Source organism: Lysinibacillus sp. FSL R5-0849 (assembly GCF_038595075.1).
Classification (GTDB): Bacteria; Bacillota; Bacilli; order Bacillales_A; family Planococcaceae; genus Lysinibacillus; species Lysinibacillus fusiformis.
On record NZ_CP152004.1, the window covers coordinates 994786 to 1013306 of the forward strand.

At 37.7% G+C, this 18521-nt stretch carries 15 protein-coding genes; 10 read left to right on the top strand and 5 right to left on the bottom strand.

The window, feature by feature from the left end; all coding sequences use genetic code 11:
- Window positions 1–3 precede the first annotated feature (3 nt).
- The 5 genes from MKY80_RS04625 to MKY80_RS04645 all read right to left on the bottom strand — a co-directional run bounded on the left by MKY80_RS04625 (window position 4) and on the right by MKY80_RS04645 (window position 8192).
- Window positions 4–924 (bottom strand): ABC transporter permease, encoded by a 921-nt coding sequence (locus MKY80_RS04625; RefSeq protein ID WP_008173799.1) that lies wholly within the window; start codon window positions 922–924, stop codon window positions 4–6.
- A complete protein-coding gene (locus MKY80_RS04630) occupies window positions 924–1853 on the bottom strand; it encodes an ABC transporter permease (protein ID WP_043989660.1) in 930 nt (309 codons plus the stop codon). Before MKY80_RS04630 ends, MKY80_RS04625 begins: the two co-directional genes overlap by 1 nt.
- A 132-nt stretch (window positions 1854–1985) precedes the next feature.
- Window positions 1986–3647 (bottom strand): peptide ABC transporter substrate-binding protein, encoded by a 1662-nt coding sequence (locus MKY80_RS04635; protein WP_008173795.1) that lies wholly within the window; start codon window positions 3645–3647, stop codon window positions 1986–1988.
- A 912-nt stretch (window positions 3648–4559) separates the two neighbouring features.
- Window positions 4560–6245, bottom strand: coding sequence for a methyl-accepting chemotaxis protein (locus tag MKY80_RS04640; protein WP_089985298.1), 1686 nt, complete (start codon window positions 6243–6245; stop codon window positions 4560–4562).
- A gap of 252 nt (window positions 6246–6497) precedes the next feature.
- Window positions 6498–8192, bottom strand: a complete 1695-nt coding sequence (locus MKY80_RS04645) for an NFACT RNA binding domain-containing protein (protein WP_043989659.1) — start codon at window positions 8190–8192, stop codon at window positions 6498–6500.
- A 271-nt stretch (window positions 8193–8463) separates the two neighbouring features.
- On the opposite strand from MKY80_RS04645, the gene MKY80_RS04650 reads away from it, so the two are divergent.
- The 10 genes from MKY80_RS04650 (at window position 8464) to MKY80_RS04695 (ending at window position 18521) form a co-directional block, all read left to right on the top strand.
- Window positions 8464–9327: a YicC/YloC family endoribonuclease gene (locus MKY80_RS04650; protein ID WP_008173789.1), complete on the top strand. Its 864-nt coding sequence runs from the start codon at window positions 8464–8466 to the stop codon at window positions 9325–9327.
- A gap of 43 nt (window positions 9328–9370) precedes the next feature.
- Window positions 9371–9988, top strand: coding sequence for a guanylate kinase (gene gmk, locus MKY80_RS04655; protein ID WP_008173787.1), 618 nt, complete (start codon window positions 9371–9373; stop codon window positions 9986–9988).
- A gap of 3 nt (window positions 9989–9991) precedes the next feature.
- Window positions 9992–10219 carry a DNA-directed RNA polymerase subunit omega gene (gene rpoZ, locus MKY80_RS04660; protein ID WP_008173785.1) on the top strand — a complete coding sequence of 76 codons (228 nt, stop codon included), beginning with the start codon at window positions 9992–9994 and terminating at the stop codon, window positions 10217–10219.
- 99 nt (window positions 10220–10318) lie between these two features.
- The gene (gene coaBC, locus MKY80_RS04665) at window positions 10319–11329 is read left to right on the top strand and encodes a bifunctional phosphopantothenoylcysteine decarboxylase/phosphopantothenate--cysteine ligase CoaBC (protein ID WP_043989657.1); all 1011 of its coding nucleotides are present in this window, start codon (window positions 10319–10321) and stop codon (window positions 11327–11329) included.
- On the top strand, window positions 11326–13737 hold the full coding sequence (gene priA, locus MKY80_RS04670; RefSeq protein ID WP_090001912.1) for a primosomal protein N': 2412 nt from the start codon (window positions 11326–11328) through the stop codon (window positions 13735–13737). Before coaBC ends, priA begins: the two co-directional genes overlap by 4 nt.
- 90 nt (window positions 13738–13827) lie before the next feature.
- Window positions 13828–14322 (top strand): peptide deformylase, encoded by a 495-nt coding sequence (gene def / locus MKY80_RS04675; protein ID WP_043989715.1) that lies wholly within the window; start codon window positions 13828–13830, stop codon window positions 14320–14322.
- A gap of 1 nt (window position 14323) precedes the next feature.
- The gene (fmt, locus tag MKY80_RS04680) at window positions 14324–15265 is read left to right on the top strand and encodes a methionyl-tRNA formyltransferase (RefSeq protein WP_008173774.1); all 942 of its coding nucleotides are present in this window, start codon (window positions 14324–14326) and stop codon (window positions 15263–15265) included.
- Window positions 15262–16623 (top strand): 16S rRNA (cytosine(967)-C(5))-methyltransferase RsmB, encoded by a 1362-nt coding sequence (gene rsmB, locus MKY80_RS04685; protein WP_342532241.1) that lies wholly within the window; start codon window positions 15262–15264, stop codon window positions 16621–16623. The genes fmt and rsmB overlap by 4 nt, the downstream gene beginning before the upstream one ends.
- Window positions 16623–17765 (top strand): 23S rRNA (adenine(2503)-C(2))-methyltransferase RlmN, encoded by a 1143-nt coding sequence (rlmN, locus tag MKY80_RS04690; protein ID WP_008173770.1) that lies wholly within the window; start codon window positions 16623–16625, stop codon window positions 17763–17765. The genes rsmB and rlmN overlap by 1 nt, the downstream gene beginning before the upstream one ends.
- Window positions 17766–17771: 6 nt before the next feature.
- Window positions 17772–18521, top strand: a complete 750-nt coding sequence (locus MKY80_RS04695) for a Stp1/IreP family PP2C-type Ser/Thr phosphatase (protein WP_008173768.1) — start codon at window positions 17772–17774, stop codon at window positions 18519–18521.

Here is an 18521-nt window from a genome sequence, read left to right on the forward strand (position 1 = left end):
TCCTTATTTACGTAGTTTTGGATCTAGAGCATCACGTAAGCCGTCACCAACTGCGTTAAACGCAAAGATTGTTAGTGAGATAAATACTGCTGGGAAAATCAAGCGCCATGGTGCATTAGCTATAGCCTTATTACCGTCAGAAGCCATTGTACCCCATGAAGCAGTTGGAGCAGGAACCCCAAGACCAAGATAACTTAAGAATGACTCAGTGAAGATAGCCGATGGGATTGTTAAAGTCATCGTTACTAAAATGGCACCAAGAGCATTCGGAACTAAGTGTTTAATAATTAAATGTCCTGTACTTGCACCTAATGTACGGGCAGCAAGAACGTATTCTTGATTTTTAATAGATAATACTTCACCACGAACGATACGTGCCATATTAATCCATCCAGTGATAGATAAGGCAATAATCATAGGGAATAAACCTGGTTGCATAACAACTAAAAGTACGATTACTACTAAAAGGTAGGGTACAGCTGTTAAAACGTCAGCAATACGCATCATAATATTATCAACGCGACCGCCTGATAAACCTGAAATACTTCCCCAAATAACACCGATAATTAAGTCAATAACCGCCGCAGCAATTCCGATAAATAGGGAAATACGAGCTCCTTCCCAAATACGAACGAAAATGTCACGACCTAGATCATCTGTTCCAAACCAAAATTGTGCAGATGGTGGTGCATTGTATACACCAAGCTGATCACTTGCTTTATATTGAGATAAAATTGGTACAAAAATTGCCATTAAAATGACAACGATTAAAATAATTATACCGATAATGGCCAATTTATTATGAGAGAAACGGAGAAATACTTCTTTCCAAAAGGAGACTGATTTATCAGCTAATTTTTCCGTTGCTTCATGATTGCCACCAACAATTTTAAACTTATCTTTTTCAATTTGTTGCTGTGTCATTATTTTTTCGCTCCTTTCAGCTTGATACGCGGATCAATTACGCTATATAGAATATCAACGATTAATACCGCAAATAAAAGGATGATGGAATAGAACACTGTCGTACCCATAATTACCGTATAGTCACGGTTTGTAATACTTTGAACGAAGTGTTTACCAAGTCCAGGAATAGCGAAAATTTGCTCTACAATGAAACTACCTGTAACAACCCCAGCTGTTAAAGGACCAATGTACGTTACAACTGGTAATAGGGCATTTCGTAATGTATGGCGGAATACGATTGTCCATTTACCAATACCTTTCGCACGAGCCATTTTTACATATTCACTATTGTTTTGTTCTAGCATACTTGAACGAGTTAACTTTGCAATAAAGCCCATGTGTGAGAAAGCGATTGCAAGGGCTGGCAATATACTATAAACAAAGCCTTTCCATCCACTGATTGGGAACCAACCTAGCTTAAAGGCTAAGAAATACTGCATTAAACCTGCTAAGATAAATGAAGGTACTGATATACCGAGCACCGCAAAGGACGTTGCCAAATAATCCGGGAACTTATTATGATATAGCGCGGAAACTACGCCAATTAAAACACCGAATCCAATTGCTAATAGCATAGCCTCAATCCCTAATGTTAAAGAAACAGGGAAACTTTCAGAAATCATATCATTTGTAGAACGCGCTTTATATTTCATTGACTCACCGAAATTGAAAGTGGCCGTATCGATTAAATAATCTTTATATTGTATATACCAAGGGTTATTTAATCCATACGTTTCGTTTAACTTCTCCTCGATTTGAGGTGGGAAATTACGTTCACTCGCAAAAGGACTACCAGGAGCGAGACGCATTAAGAAAAACGTAACAGTTACGATGACGAAAAGCGCGAGAAGTATATACATCAGCCTTTTCAAAATATATTTAATCACATAAAACTCCTCCTTCTATTTGTCAATTGTCTGACAAATATATGCCTTCGTATTTTAAAAAGAGCTGACTCGCGCCGTAGGGGCTACGAGGCAGCTCTTCGCTGTAGAGCTAAATAAGCGAAATGTTGTTGATTATTTCTCTACTTTAACCTCTTTAAGAGAGATGTTACCAAGGATGTCTGCCTTCATGTCTTTCACATAATCTTGTACTACAGAAAGGTTCGTGTAGTAGTAAATTGGAACAACTGGGAACTCAGAAACAGCAATTGCTTCAGCTTGTTTTAAAAGCTCAAGACGTTTCGCTGGATCTGCTTCAGTATTAGATTGATCTAATAATTTTTTGTATTCTGCATTTTCCCAACCTGTATCATTGTTACCGTTTGCAGCAGTGTCATACATTTCTAAGAAAGTATAAGCATCATTGTAGTCACCAACCCAGCCCATACGGCCAACTTGGTAGTCTAATTGGTTAAGCTTTTCTAAATAAACTTGCCATTCAGAGTTATCAAGACCTACAGTGATACCAAGGTTTTTAGTCCAGTTCTCTTGAACGAATTGTGCGATAGCAGCGTGTGCTTCACTTGTGTTGTAAGAAAGGTTAATTTTTACATCTGCTGGGTTTGTAATACCAAGTTCTTTCATACCAGCTTCAAGTGCAGCTTTTGCACCTTCGATATCATTATCTTTGTAGTAACCACGGTCTTCCTCAAAGCCATGAACCGCAGTAGGAACCATACCTAATGCAGGTTTTTGTTCACCTTTAGTAACATTATCAATTAATCCTTGTCGATCAACTGCTAATGCTAACGCTTTACGGATGTTAGCGTTTCCAGTGATTTTATCTTTTGTATTTAGCTTGTACCAGTATACAGAAGCTTGGTCATTGATATTTAAAGATTTGTCAGCTTTAAATCCATCGATAGCATCAAGTGCTACAGATTGGAAAGGTGCTCCAAGGTAATCAATTTCGCCACCTTTGAACATTGTTACTGCTGTTGCTTCAGATTCAACCATACCGATATTAACAGTATCTAAAGCCACTTTATCAGCATCCCAGTATTCTGGGTTTTTCTTTAATACGATTGTATCGTTGTGTCTCCACTCACCTAATGTGAATGGACCGTTTGTTACAAAGTTTTCACCAGCATCTGTGTACCACTCATCATTACCTTCAACTACTTTTTGGTTTAATGGTGCGTATGTTTTGAATGCTGTTAATTCTAAGAAGTAAGGTGTTGGGTTTTCTAAAGTTACTACTAATGTTTTGTCATCTTCAGCTTTAACGCCTACGTCATCAGCAGAACCTTCACCATTGTTGTATGCTGCAGCACCTTTAATAGAGTAAAGGATTGAAGCATATTCAGAAAGATTGTCTGGGTTTAATGCCCATTTCCAAGCATATTCGAAGTCACCAGCAACTACTGGATCTCCGTTTGACCATTTCGCATCACGTAATTTGAACGTGTATGTTTTTAGATCTTCGCTAACTTCCCAGCTTTCAGCCGCAGCTGCAACTGGACGAGCGTCTGCATCAAGCGTTGTTAATCCTTCAAAAGTATTTGTAAGAATAACTCCAGAAGTTGTATCTGTTGCTAATGCAGGATGAAGTGATGGTGGTTCAGAAGCTACTACTACATTTAATTCGCCGCCTGAAGAAGCTGTTTCTGATGAACCAGAATCTTTTCCATCGTCTTTTGATTTTTCAGACGAATCTCCACCGAAGCCACATGCAGCAAGTACTAAAGAAAATACTGCAAGAACTGTTAGTAATAAAAACTTTTTGTTTTTATTCATGTGAATCCCCCTTATACAATTTTTAAGCCTTTTGTGAAGCTCCTATTTAATATACCAAAAAAATCATTGTGCACAAAATAAAAAAGATTCAAATTTATATAGTATTATCTGACAGTTAAGAGAATAATAAATTTTTCCGATTTACCACGCTAATGAAATAGAGTGCTTATGTAATAAAAATTTGATATTTACCTATTCTGAATATCAAAAATAGAATAAAAATAAAAAAATGATTTACTATATAGAAAATTCCTATTTTTTCGATAATAATATCAATATTTGAAAAATGATACAAAAGTCATAGATGTAATACTTTGAGGATATTGTATAGATTTGTAGAAAATCTAAGCAAAACTAAGTGAATTACATTCATTTGTAGGTAATTTCTTGTAATTTATGATCTCGAAATATGAATATTTCTATCTATTAATGATATATAAGAAACTTATTTTGTAATTTTCTAGGATTATCCAATTATGAAGTGTGAAAAGAAATAATAGAGTTAATCTATGAAAAAATGTACCCATACTAAGAAAAAAATGGATTTAATGAAAGATTGATTATGTTAAATATATTCTATTGAAATAATTTCCTTGGAATGAGGTTAGCTATGTATATATGCAATCAGGTTAAGTTTTATTCATTAAAGATGAAGTATATAAATACCTTGAATTCTGTACGCCCTTTGCTAATTTAATCCATTTTATTTGTAGTGTTTTTTTGAGGCTGTCATTTGTCTTACTGGCGAGGATTGATTATGCAAATAATTACTAAAAATCTGATTTTTTTAACGTTCAAGTTCTTTGCCAAATCTCCTGTTTGAGGTATTGTGCTTTGTCCTTCAGAAGATTTACATAACATAATGAATAAAAAATAGTGCATTCCAATATAAAGAATGCACCATTTGCTTCATTAAAGTTTAAACTGATTAATTTGATGCTGTAAATCTAAGGACTTTTCACTTAGATGTGCGGCAACTTGATTGATTTGTTGCATCGTGATTGTTTGTTCTTTGCTAGCAGCGGCCACTATTTGTGTACTATCTGAGCTAGTTGAAGCGCCGTGAGCAATTTCTGCGACAGAAGCAGCTACCTGTTCTGCGCTAGCTGAAATTTCCTCAGAAGTTGCTGATATATCTTCTATTTGATCTGTCATTACATTGATGGCTTTCACGATTGCCTCAAATGCTTGTCCTGCATGTCCAATAATTTTGACTCCATCTGTAACCGAATGGAGGCCATCTAAAACAGCTTTCTCTACATTTTGCGTATCTTCTTGAATCTCCTGCGTTAAGGCAACAATTTGATTAGCCGATTGTTTAGATTCCTCAGCTAACTTACGAACCTCATCAGCGACAACCGCGAATCCTTTTCCATGCTCCCCAGCACGGGCTGCTTCAATGGCAGCGTTGAGTGCTAATAAATTAGTTTGATCGGTAATGGCTGTAATAACTGTAGTGATTTGGCTAATCTCTTCTGATTGTTTACTTAATTTTTGAACAAGATTATTTATTATTTGTGTTGAATCATTGATTACATTCATTTGTTGTTGAGCATTCTCTACGGTACTGTTCCCGTTTGTAGCTAATTCATTCGTTGTTACAGCACTGTGATGAAGTTGTTGCGTTGCTTCTGCTATACGTTGAACACCTACGGCTGTTTCATCCATTGCATGAGCACTTTCATTGGCAGCAACTGTGGCTGCTTTAGCAACATTGGCTGTTTCATTAATACGCACCGTTATTTCATCAGCTGAGGAAGTAATTTCCTCGGTAGAAGCAGAAAGTTCTTCTACTGATGCTGTTAAATGCTCAGCATTGTCTTGAATATGGGTTAATAAATTTTTCAGATTGCCTTTCATTGAATTAAAGGCCGTTGAAAGTTGACCGATTTCATCTTTAGAATGGTGAGTGACATCTTGATGGAATAATTCTCCGTTTGCAATTTGGTTTGCTGAATGGACTACCGATTTTAAAGGGCGAGAAATAGTTCGCTGTATATAAACCATCAGAATAATGCCAAGGACAACACCAATAATGATGGCAATAATTGAAATGATTTGAGAGTTGAACACAGCTTGTTTAGATTCTTGTGTAACCGTTTCGAGTTGTCCCTTTTGATAGTTCGCAATTTTATTGGATATATCTTGGATGCCTTTATTAGCTTGCTGCACTTCACCATTAACCTTTTGTAAAGCTCCTTCTAGGTCGCCTGCTTCAAAAAGTGCGAGTGCCTCAGTAGCTGATTTATTAAAAGCATCATTAAACGTATTTAATTCGTTTGCATATGTATGCATTTCAGAGGAATTTGATTTTTCGTTGATTTCAGCTACTAGCTGATCGAGTAAATTTGCATGTTCTGTAAAACTTTCTTTATTCGCAGGATTGTCTTCGATAATAATGGCGCGGATAAATAGACCTTGCATGGCCATTTCAAATTGAATATCATCTGCTAATTCCACAAGGGCTACGTGAACTTCTAATGCATTTTCAATCTTTTTTTCTATGTTTGAAAATAGCATGAACATAATCATTAATGAAATGATTAACGTGAGAATAATGGTAAAGAAACCGAAACTTAATTTTTTGCCTACAGACATATTGATACGCCCTTTCCGAAATGCTATTCAATCTTTTATATTTTGATTTTGCTTTGCTAAAAGGTAGAAGTCAATAACTGTTGTAAGAAACAGTTCAGATGATTCATATGTTTTTTTATTGTTATTATAATAAGGAAGATTGTCTGTAAGAATCAATCAAGGTGTGGCTGTTTTCATTGATTTATAGTACGGATTACGTGCTATAAATTGAAAAAAAGAAAAAACCGAGAAAATTTATCTCGGTCTCTATCTTTACGACTGCTTTTTTAATTGTAATATGAGTGCCTCATCTGGATCGATATACAAAGTTTTTTGTTCGAAGTAAATCACAAAACCGGGTTTAGCCCCATTTGGTTTTTTGACCTGACGAATGTCAGTGTAATCGACTGGAACAGAAGAAGACTCTCTTGCCTTTGAAAAATAAGCAGCTAATGTGGCTGCTTCCCGTAGAGTTGTTTCATCGGGTTCACTAGAATGAATGACAACATGAGAGCCTGGAATATCCTTCGTGTGTAACCATATATCTGTGCGTTTTGCAATTTTAAATGTCAACATATCATTTTGCTTGTTGTTCTTGCCGACAGAGATGGCTATACCTGTGGAAGAAATATAGCGCTCGGGTTCAGGTTTCACAGGCTTTTTCTTTTTCTTAGAATGACGTAGCTTTAAGTAGCCCTGTTCGGCTAGTTCTTCACGAATTTCTTCAATATCTCCTGGTGATGCTTGCTGCACTTGTTGTGCCAGCATTTCAAAGTAAGTAATTTCTTCTTTTGTTTTTTCAAGTTGTTGTTGCACCATGATTAATGCATTTTTGGCCTTAGTATATTTTGTATAATAGCCTTGAGCATTTTCTATAGGTGTTTTACGCTCACTGACGGGGATCGTAATCTCCTCGCTATTTTCACTGTAGTAATTAATGACCGTTACTTCCTTGACACCCTTTTCAAAGGAGTAAATATTAGCCATTAACAGTTCACCATATAACTGAAATTGATCGAGCTTTGAGGCACGCACATAGTCCTTTGTTAGCTTTTTCGTTTTTAAAGCCAGTTTATCAATTTCATTTTGTAGCCATCTTTCTAAATCACCCGCTTGCTGCTTGACACGGTCCCGCTCCGCACGTGCAAAGAATACTCGATCAAGAAGCTCGTGAACATTCGGATATGCTGTCATATCTCCATGTAAGTGAGTTAATTCAATTGGTGAGAAGTAAGTTTTATGATCAGCCAATACATACATAGGGCTCGTTCCACCATTAGCAAAGCTGGCTATAAATTCCTTAAAGCATTGTACTCGATTGGATGCTGATGTCATGCGGTACAATAATTCCTCAGCATGAAGAGGTGAAAAGCCAGTAAATTGTGTCACAACATCTTTGGCATTTTTAGTTTCCACAAAAAATGTTGCTAGCTCTTCCTCTGTAACTAATAGAGGATTCCATTTATTTTGTGTTGGTGGAGCCAAGTAAGGCTGGCCAGGTAATACGGTACGAAAACTGTTTACAGATGGAGGTAAGTGCTTTAAACTATCAACAATTTTATTTTGCTCTTTATCAATTAAAAGTAGATTACTATGTCTACCCATAATTTCAGCATGTAGTTGTCTAACAATAGGGTCGCCAATTTCATTTTTACTTTCGATTTCTACTATTATAATACGGTCAAATCCAAGCTGTTTAACGGAGGAAATAAAACCACCCTCTAAATGCTTGCGCAGCAGCATACAAAACATAGGTGGTTCTGCTGGATTTTCAATCGATTGTTCCGTAAGATGCACTCGTGCATAAGAAGAATGAATAGAAAAAAGCAATTTATGATTTTTCCCGTTTGCACGAACATGTAAAATAACCTCTTGAGCGTTAGGTTGATGTATTTTAGTAATTCGACCTGTCACAAGCTGTTGTAGGTCGGCTGTTATTGAATAAGTAAATAAGCCGTCAAATGCCATATGAATTCCTCTTTCCAATGATAGCAAGCATCTTGGTACTTTCGTATTTTTTCTTTTTGCACTTGCTTTCGCTATTTCCAAGCTTCAGCAGAGCACTAATTGTATGTTTATCATAGCATTTTTTAGGCGAATATTAAAATATAGCTTCAATTGTGGTAGAATTAGCTCTTATTCGATCCAATTTTTTTTGGAGATTCGTCATATTCGATAGAGCTTATGTTATAATATTCCCAGTATGCAAAGAAAGGTGTGACGAACCTTGGTGCGTAGTATGACTGGTTTTGGCAGAGGTGTCACAACAACTAGAGACTTTCAATTAACCGTAGAAATGCGCTCGGTCAACCATCGCTTTTTAGAAATTAACGCTAAATTTCCGAAAGAATGGCTTGAAGCTGAAATTTTTGCAAAGAAATTTATTTCTCAAGCTTTGTCACGCGGCAAAATTGATGTGATGGTATATGTGAAGGACTTAGAAAATGTAGAGCAATCTATAGAGATTAATTGGTCATTAATTGAAGCGTATCGTAAGGCAAAAGAGCAATTAGCAAGTAAAGTACCACTAGAGGAAAAATGGACGATGCAGGAGCTTTTATCGTTAGAGCAAGCACTCGTACAGCAAAAACCACAATTAACACCTGAGGATTTACTTAGTGCTGTTGAACATGCGATTTCACAAGCGATAAAGCAGCTCGTACTTATGCGTGAGCGTGAGGGGCAAGAATTGCAGGAAGTTGTTGTACAATATAAGGAACAGTTAAAAGAACAAGTGAACCAAATACGTTCATGTTCATCTCTTGCTGTTGAAAAATATCGTACACGATTAGTAGAACGGATTGCAGAGGTTGCAGATGGAACTTTGTTAGATGACCGTTTACTAGCAGAAGTAGCGATTTTTGCAGAACGCGTTGACATTTCTGAGGAATTAGACAGATTGGATAGTCATTTTAATCAATTGGAAGAAACGTTACATGAAACGATTTCAGTTGGACGAAAATTAGACTTTTTAATGCAGGAGATTCATCGTGAAATCAATACGATTGGCTCGAAAAATCAATCTACAGAAGCAGCGGTTGCTGTTGTTCAGGCGAAAACAATTTTAGAAAAGATGCGTGAGCAAGTTCAAAATATCGAATAACTTGCACGTGTCTGTTATAAATTAAGGGAGATATAGAGAATAAATGATAAAAGAACGTGGATTATTAATTGTTCTGTCTGGCCCATCTGGTGTAGGTAAAGGGACAGTGCGAAAAGAATTATTTTCTCAGCCGAATACGAATTATGAGTATTCCATCTCGATGACGACACGAAATCCTCGCGAAGGTGAAATCGATGGTGTAGACTATTTTTTCAAGAAACGTGAAGACTTTGAAACGTTAATTGAACAGGGTGGCTTATTAGAGCATGCTGAATTTGTAGGAAACTACTATGGTACACCATTAGCCTACGTGAATGAAACACTGGATGCAGGTCGCGATGTGTTTTTAGAAATAGAAGTGCAGGGTGCAGCGCAGATTCGTAAAAAAGCACCAGATGCCTTATTTATTTTCTTAGCCCCTCCAAGTTTAACTGAATTAAAAGATCGTTTAGTTGGACGTGGGACGGAAACAGAGGACATCATAGCAAAACGTATTGCTACAGCAAGTGAAGAGCTTGAAATGATGAGCTTATACGATTATGTTGTAGAGAATGATGAAGTGACAAATGCCTGTGATCGTATTAATGCGATTATTAAAGCAGAGCATTGCCGTAGAGAACGTGTTGAAAAAAGATATTTGTCAATGTTGAGAGGAGAATAAACAATGTTATACCCATCAGTAGATGCTTTAAAAAAAGAAATCGATTCAAAATATTCACTAGTGAGCCTTGCTTCAAAACGTGCTCGTCAAATGCAGGAAGAGCAAAATACAGAACGTTTACACAAGTACGTATCTCATAAATACGTAGGAAAAGCACTTGAAGAAGTAGCGGCAGGTGTACTTACGAAAGTATCACAGGATGAGTCAACTGTGTACGAAGACGAAATTTAACTTCAAGTTAGTCAGCAGTTGATTTGATTATACAGAATGCCGAGAGCTCCCAGGGAATCCTCCTTTGGGAGCTTATCATTTGAAGGGAAGACACCTAGCATGAATAAAAATATTTTACTTTGTGTTTCAGGCGGGATTGCCGTATATAAAGCTGTTGCTCTAGTTAGCAAGCTATCACAAGCAGGGGCGAACGTAAAAGTGATAATGACTGCCTCAGCTAGACAGTTTGTGAATCCATTAAGCTTTCAAGTGATGTCCAAAAATGATGTTTATTTTGACACATTTGATGAAAAAGATTCAAATGTGATTGCCCATATTGATTTAGCGGATTGGGCTGATTTGATTTTAGTTGCGCCGGCAACTGCCAATATAATTGGGAAATTGGCCAATGGAATTGCAGATGATATGGTATCAACAACCTTACTTGCTACTACTGCGCCTGTGTGGATAGCTCCAGCTATGAATGTACATATGTATGACCATCCAGCAGTAAAGCGTAACTTAGATAGGTTAGCAGCAGATGGCTACCAATTTATCGAGCCTTCAGAAGGATTTTTAGCATGTGGCTATGTTGGGAAGGGGCGCTTAGAGGAACCTGAAAAAATAACAACTATTGTACAGGATTTTTTTTCAGCGACGGCTACACCAAAACCACTTACTAATAAAACGGTAGTAGTGACAGCTGGTGCTTTGTATGTACCGTTCGATGAAAAGCATATGATTAAACCACCAGCGAATGGTGTCATTGGACAGGCTTTGGCTAATGAAGCCAGGACCTTAGGAGCACATGTGATTCAAATAGAAGATAGTAGTTTGAATGATTTGATGCAACAGCTGGAAAACTATAAAAATCAGGACCCAGAGGTTCTCTTCATACATGCAGCTAATGTACCGACAATAGAGAAAACACCACTTATTTCAGTAGAGGGTATCAAGGCTGTCACATTTGGACAAGAAGTGCTTGGCGAACCTCTGCTAAGCATTCAATCGGAGCGTTGGATTGACTTCAGTGAGGAAGCTCAAATAAATGGGCAGATTATTGCTACAACTAATCCACAGCACTTTGCCCGAACGTTATGGGCTCAAATACTAAAGGGTGAGGAGCAATGAGCTTTTTAATAGCGGAAGTCATTGTAGATGTCTCGACCTACCATGTGGATCGTCCCTTCGATTATCAAGTACCACCTGAATGGGTAAATGTAATAGAAATGGGCTGTCGTGTAAAAGTGCCATTTGGTCCTAGAAATGTTTTAGGCTTTGTCGTGGGCATAAAAACTGAAACAGACGTGCCCCTCAATAAATTAAAATCAATTGCTCAAATTTTAGATATGGAGCCGGTACTAACTGATGAAATGCTACAAATGGCAAAGTGGTTGAAGAATCAAACGATTTGCTATGAAATAGATGCTTTACAAGTAATGTTACCTTCAGCATTACGTGCAAAATATGAAAAAATTGTAAAGCTACATGAAGATCCAAATATCCCGAGTGAAGTACAAGTGATTTTTGGTAAACGACAAAAGGCTAATTTTAAAGAATTTGAACGTGCAGGTTTACTGCCTTTATTAAAGCAATTAGTTGCCCAAAATATGGTGACTATTGATCATGTTGTGAAACAACAGGGTCATGTAAAAGAAATACGAATGGTGAAAATTATAGAAAAGCCAAGCATTATTGAAAAAGCGATTGAGCAATCAGCTAGAGCTGTGAAGCAACGTCTATTACTAGAATGGATGAGGCAGCATTTAGGAGAAGTTTTGTCACCTCAGCAAATTTGTGAGGAAGCAGGAGTCTCTTCTTCAGTTTTAGAGAGCGTTATTGACAAAGGTGCGGCGCAATTTATTCAAGAAGAAGTATACCGAGACCCGTTTACGAAAGAAGTTTCACGTACGCAAGCCTTACAATTAACAGATGAGCAGCAAATTGCTTTACAAGCCATTACCGTGGCTATGGAGAAGCAACAAGCGCAAACATTTTTATTGCATGGTGTAACAGGGAGTGGTAAGACAGAGGTCTATTTGCAGGCGATACAAAAAGTGTTGAACGAAGGCAAAGAAGCTATTATGCTTGTACCTGAAATCTCTTTAACACCTCAAATGACGGAGCGATTTCGTAGTCGTTTTGGAGAGATGGTTGCAGTTATGCATAGCGGATTGTCTGTGGGCGAGAAGTATGATGAATGGCGTAAAATCCAACAAGGGAAAGTAAGAGTAGTTGTTGGTGCTCGTTCAGCAATATTTGCCCCCTTTACAAATATAGGTCTTATTATTTTGGATGAAGAGCATGAGTCAACATATAAGCAAGAAGATTCACCACGTTACCATGCAAGAGATGTAGCTATCTGGCGTAGTGAATATTATAATTGCCCTGTTATTTTGGGTAGTGCTACACCAGGGTTAGAATCTTTTGCAAGAGCCAAAAAGGGTGTTTATACCTTACTTTCATTAAAGCTGAGAGCCTTACATCAGTCATTACCAACCGTTTTTATTTCAGATATGCGTGAGGAGCTTCGACAAGGAAATCGATCCATGTTTTCGCAATCCCTTATAGAAGCAATCCGTGTTAGATTAGAGAAAAAAGAGCAAATGGTGTTGTTTTTAAATCGACGTGGCTACTCGTCTTTTGTGCTCTGTCGGGATTGTGGGACCGTTGTACAATGTCCCAACTGTGATATTTCATTAACCTATCATCGTACAACTGAAAAATTGAAATGTCATTACTGTGGTTATGAGGAACATGTTCCTCAAATATGTCCACAATGTCAAAGTGATCATATTCGTTATTTTGGTACTGGTACACAAAAGGTGGAGGAAGAAATATATAAGCTGTTCCCAGAAGCAAGGGTATTACGTATGGATGTAGATACGACAAAGCATAAAGGTGCACATGAAGAAATATTAGCTGCTTTTGGTGAAGGGCACGCAGATATTTTATTGGGCACGCAGATGATTGCAAAAGGGCTTGACTTTCCAAATATTACACTTGTAGGTGTACTGAGCGCCGACACCTCCTTACATTTACCAGATTATCGTGCAGCAGAACGTACATTTCAGCTTTTAACACAGGTAAGTGGGAGGGCAGGAAGACATGATAAACCCGGAGAGGTAATTATTCAGACCTATACACCTGAGCATTATGCTATTGAATTAGCTAAAACGCAGGATTATGAGCCATTTTATGAGCGAGAGATGTTTTTACGCCGTCGTTCCAGTTACCCTCCATATTACTATGTGGCGCTTGTTCAGATTTCTCATGAGGATGTTATGATGGCTGCTGAATATGCAGGACGTATGGCAGATTGGCTCCGTGGAAATTTATCGAATCAAGTAGCTATTATTGGCCCAACGACGGCAAGTATTGCTCGACTCCAAAATAGATATCGTTATCAATGTTTGATAAAATATAAAATTGAACCAAATCTTATTCCAGTATTACAGCGTCTGCTCGCTATGTATCGAGCAGATTGGATCAAACAAGGAATATTAATGACGGTAGATTTAGATCCGTCTACTATATAAGAGAGTATAAACACAGTTTTACGAGCATAAGACCATAAAAATAAATAAAGTGGTATGGCTCAAGCTAAAAGCGGAAATGAGGAAATAAAAATGGCAATAAAAAAAGTAATCGAACACCCAGCACAAGTACTTTCAACACCATGTGCTGAAGTAACAGAAATTAACGATGAACTCATTACATTACTGGATGATTTATATGACACAATGGTGGAATATGATGGTGTTGGCATTGCAGCCCCACAAATTGATATAGGGTTACGAGTAGCGATTGTAGAACTAGGTGAAGAACGCGATATTTTAGAAATGGTTAATCCAACTGTTATTGAAACGGATGGGGCGGAAATAGATATTGAAGGTTGTTTGAGTTTCCCAGGATTATATGGTGAGGTAGAACGCCCTAGCTATGTAAAAATTGAAGCATGTGACCGTGAAGGACGTGTTTATGAATTAGAAGCAGGGGGCTTTGATGCTAGAGCAATTTTACATGAAATTGATCATTTAGATGGCGTGCTATTTGATTCAAAAATTAAACGTGTTATAACTGCAGAAGAACTTGAAGAAATGTATGCAAACGAGGAGGAATAAAATGACTTCGATTATTTTTATGGGGACACCTGACTTCTCTGCACCCATTTTGCGTATGCTACATGAAGAAGGGTACGATATTAAAGCAGTAGTGACACAACCTGATCGACCAGTAGGCCGTAAACGTGTATTGACACCACCACCTGTCAAGGCAGCAGCATTAGAGCTAGGATTACCTATTATCCAACCAGAAAAGCTACGTGGATCAAATGAGCTACAACAGATTCTTGCGTTACAACCAGATATAGTCATTACCGCTGCATTTGGACAAATATTACCGAAAGAACTATTGGATGCTCCTGCACTCGGCTGTATTAATGTCCATGCCTCGTTATTACCAAAATATCGTGGAGGCGCCCCTATTCACCAAGCTATTATGGATGGTGAAAAGGAAACTGGCGTCACAATTATGTATATGGCAGAAAAACTTGATGCAGGTGATATTATTTCTCAAAGAGCTATTCCAATTGAACAAGATGATCATACAGGTGGATTTTTTGAAAAGCTAAGTATAGTTGGTCGTGATTTATTAAAGGACACACTTCCATCTATTATTAATGGAACAAATAGCCGTACAGTTCAAGATGAAACGCAAGTTACTTTTGCGAGCAATATTTCGAGAGAACAGGAACGTATTGATTGGACAAAGGATGCCACAACTCTTTACAATCAAGTACGCGGACTTCATCCGTGGCCTGTAGCATATACAACTTTTGAGGATGGGAATTTTAAAGTATGGTGGGCAATTATTGGCAATAGCAAGCATGATACGATTCCTGGTACTGTAGTAGCGATTGCAAAAGATCATTTTGAAGTAGCGGCAGGCAATGGGACAACCTTAGCATTATTTGATGTACAACCTGCAGGTAAAAAGCGCATGACAGCTGAGGAATATTTACGTGGTACAGGTTCTAAATTACAGATTGGGGACCAATTTAAATGAGTAAAAAAAGTGTAGTAATTTGGGATGGAAATGTGCGAGACGCCGCATTGTCTATTCTGTTAGCAGTTGATAAAAATCAAGCCTATAGCAATTTACTTCTCAATGAAACCATTAAACGACATAAAATAGAGGCGAAGGACCGTGCTTTATTAACAGAATTAACCTATGGCACATTGCAACATAAAATGACCCTTGATTATTATTTAGAGCCTTTTATCCGTGGCTCTATAGATCATTGGGTTCGTTGGTTATTGCGTATATCTTTGTATCAAATGCAGTATTTAACGCGTATCCCAGCGCATGCAGCCGTTAATGAGGCAGTAGAAATTGCGAAGCGCCGAGGGCATCGTGGTATTGCTTCGACGGTCAATGGTATTTTAAGATCTGTCTTGCGTCAAGGTGTACCTGCTATAACTGATATTGAAAATCCAATAGAGCGTCTTGCTATTGAAACAAGTCATCCGATTTGGCTAGTACAACGTTTTGTTGATAATTACGGTCTAGAAGTAGCTACAGGAATGTTACATGAAAATAATGTACCACCTATGCAAACTGTTCGTGTCAACATAACGAAGGTAACTGTTGAGCAAGCGATAGCGGAACTCGAAGCGGAAGGTTTAACAGCGAAGCAAAGTGAGGTCATCCCAGAATGTCTACACTTAACAAATGGTCAACCCGCTCGTACTCATGCATTTAAAGAGGGGCATATTACTATTCAAGACGAGAGTTCAATGATACCAGCCAATGTTCTAAACCCATCTCCTGGTATGCGTGTCTTGGATATGTGTGCAGCACCAGGTGGTAAAACAACGCATTTAGCTGAAATCATGAAAAATGAAGGTTCTATTTTAGCAACAGATCTTCATCCACATAAATTAGATTTAATCGACCATAATACAGAACGTCTAGGGCTAGATATTATTGAAACAGCCCCAATTGACGGTCGCAAAGCACCTGAATTTTTACAAGCAGAGTCTTATGATGCCGTTTTAGTGGATGCACCATGTAGTGGACTAGGAGTTATGCGACGTAAGCCAGATATTAAATATACGAAGCGAGAAGAAGATTTAGAAAATCTTCAAACAATCCAACTAGCATTATTAGATGCAGCGACAAAAGTATTGAAGATAGAGGGTAAGCTTGTGTATAGTACTTGTACCGTCGATAAACAAGAAAATGAAGGCACAGTAAAAGCCTTTTTAGCAACGCATCCAGAAATGGAAGCGATACAACTAGAATCTTTACCAACAAAATTAGCGGAAAAGCAAGCTAATGGCATGCTTCAAGTCTTTCCACAAGACTTTGGCAGTGACGGTTTCTTCGTTGCCGCCTTTCGTAAAAAAGGAGAATCCAACTAATGCTGGATCAAAAGGAATTTAATGAACGTATCAACGATTTAGTTGAAGAGGCAGAAGAAAAGCCAGTTCGACGTGTGAAAAAGGAAAAACCAAATTTAAAGGAATCGATTTATTCATTCCAGCCACATCAATTAGAAGAATGGTTAAAGGAAAACGGAGAAAAGCCTTTCCGTGCAGCACAGATTTTTGATTGGTTATATAATAAACGTGTTAAGACGTTTGAAGAAATGTCAAACCTTTCAAAGGGATTACGGGACAAGCTAGCTGCAAATTTTGCCTTATCTACCTTGTCAACAATTATCAAGCAAGAGTCTAAAGACGGTACCATTAAGTTTTTATTCCAATTGCAAGATGGTTACTCTATAGAAACGGTATTAATGCGCCATGAATATGGAAACTCTGTCTGTGTGACAACACAGGTGGGCTGCCGCATTGGATGTACATTTTGTGCCTCAACCTTAGGTGGCTTGAAACGACATTTATTGGCTGGGGAAATTGTAGAACAAGTTGTAAAAGTGCAGCAAACTTTAGATGAAGTAAGTGAGCGAGTATCACATATTGTTATTATGGGTATTGGAGAACCTTTCGATAATTATGATGCAATGATGAACTTCTTAAAAGTGATTAATCATGAAAAGGGATTAAACATTGGAGCGCGTCACATTACTGTATCCACATCAGGTATCGTTCCAAAAATTTATCAATTCGCTGATGAACAACTACAAATTAACTTTGCTGTATCTTTACATGCACCAAATCAAGAGGCTCGTCAAAAGCTTATGCCAATTGCGCGTGCCTATAAATTAGAAGAGTTAATGGAAGCCGTTCGTTACTATACTAAAAAGACTGGCAGACGTGTAAGTTTTGAATATGGATTAATGTCTGGTGAAAATGATTCAGTAGAAATTGCAGAAGAGCTTTCTGCTTTAATTAAAGGAATTAAATGTCACGTTAACTTAATTCCTGTTAACTACGTACCAGAACGTGATTATGTTCGTACGTCTCGTAGCCAAATTTTTGCGTTTGAAAAAACATTAAAGAAAAATGGGATAAACGTAACGATCCGCCGAGAGCAGGGTTCTGATATTGCGGCTGCGTGTGGTCAATTACGTGCGCAAGAGAGATCTGAAGAAACGAGGTGACCAGTGTTGGAATACACAGTCGAAAGTGATATTGGTTTAAAACGATCAATTAATGAAGACCGTGCTGCATTATTTAAACGTCCTGACGGGCTTGCGCTAGCACTTGTGGCGGACGGCATGGGTGGTCATAATGCTGGAGATGTGGCAAGTGATATGGCAATAAAACAGATGGAGACCTTTTTTTTACAGGCAGACGCACATCATTTTGTATCAACAACATCAAAGAAAGAATGGTTATTACAAACAGTAAAGCAATTGAATAAAAATATTTATGACTATTCTTTATCACACGAAGACTGTAAAGGAATGGGCACGACGTTTATTGCAGTGTTAATAGAAGGACATCATTGTTTCATTGCACATGTTGGAGATAGTCGTGTGTATTATTTCTTTGAAGATGGTGCACAACAAATCACAAAAGATCATTCTTATGTGAATGTACTGGTTGAAAATGGAGAAATTAGTGAAGAGGAAGCATTGACGCATCCAAAGAAAAATTTCATCTTAAAAGCTGTAGGTACAGAGGAAGCAATAGAACCAGATTTTTATGAAGTAGAGTTGGCACCAAAATCGTATTTACTCATTTGTTCAGATGGATTAAGCAATAAACTAACTGTCTATGAAATGGCTTCGATCATTACGTATCCCGATCCTATATTGGAAAAAGGACGTAAACTTGTAGAATTAGCAAATGCTAGCGGGGGAGAAGATAATATCTCCCTCGTGCTACTAACTAAAAAGGATGAGGAGGTGTAA

What these genes read in the sequence shown, in the direction of transcription:
- MKY80_RS04625 (WP_008173799.1), bottom strand. Translation starts at nt 924, where the DNA reads ATGACACAGCAACAAATTGAAAAAGATAAGTTTAAAATTGTTGGTGGC.
- MKY80_RS04635 (WP_008173795.1), bottom strand. Translation starts at nt 3,647, where the DNA reads ATGAATAAAAACAAAAAGTTTTTATTACTAACAGTTCTTGCAGTATTT.
- MKY80_RS04640 (WP_089985298.1), bottom strand. Translation starts at nt 6,245, where the DNA reads ATGTCTGTAGGCAAAAAATTAAGTTTCGGTTTCTTTACCATTATTCTC.
- MKY80_RS04645 (WP_043989659.1), bottom strand. Translation starts at nt 8,192, where the DNA reads ATGGCATTTGACGGCTTATTTACTTATTCAATAACAGCCGACCTACAA.
- MKY80_RS04650 (WP_008173789.1), top strand. Translation starts at nt 8,464, where the DNA reads ATGACTGGTTTTGGCAGAGGTGTCACAACAACTAGAGACTTTCAATTA.
- gmk (WP_008173787.1), top strand. Translation starts at nt 9,371, where the DNA reads ATGATAAAAGAACGTGGATTATTAATTGTTCTGTCTGGCCCATCTGGT.
- rpoZ (WP_008173785.1), top strand. Translation starts at nt 9,992, where the DNA reads ATGTTATACCCATCAGTAGATGCTTTAAAAAAAGAAATCGATTCAAAA.
- coaBC (WP_043989657.1), top strand. Translation starts at nt 10,319, where the DNA reads ATGAATAAAAATATTTTACTTTGTGTTTCAGGCGGGATTGCCGTATAT.
- priA (WP_090001912.1), top strand. Translation starts at nt 11,326, where the DNA reads ATGAGCTTTTTAATAGCGGAAGTCATTGTAGATGTCTCGACCTACCAT.
- def (WP_043989715.1), top strand. Translation starts at nt 13,828, where the DNA reads ATGGCAATAAAAAAAGTAATCGAACACCCAGCACAAGTACTTTCAACA.
- fmt (WP_008173774.1), top strand. Translation starts at nt 14,324, where the DNA reads ATGACTTCGATTATTTTTATGGGGACACCTGACTTCTCTGCACCCATT.
- rsmB (WP_342532241.1), top strand. Translation starts at nt 15,262, where the DNA reads ATGAGTAAAAAAAGTGTAGTAATTTGGGATGGAAATGTGCGAGACGCC.
- rlmN (WP_008173770.1), top strand. Translation starts at nt 16,623, where the DNA reads ATGCTGGATCAAAAGGAATTTAATGAACGTATCAACGATTTAGTTGAA.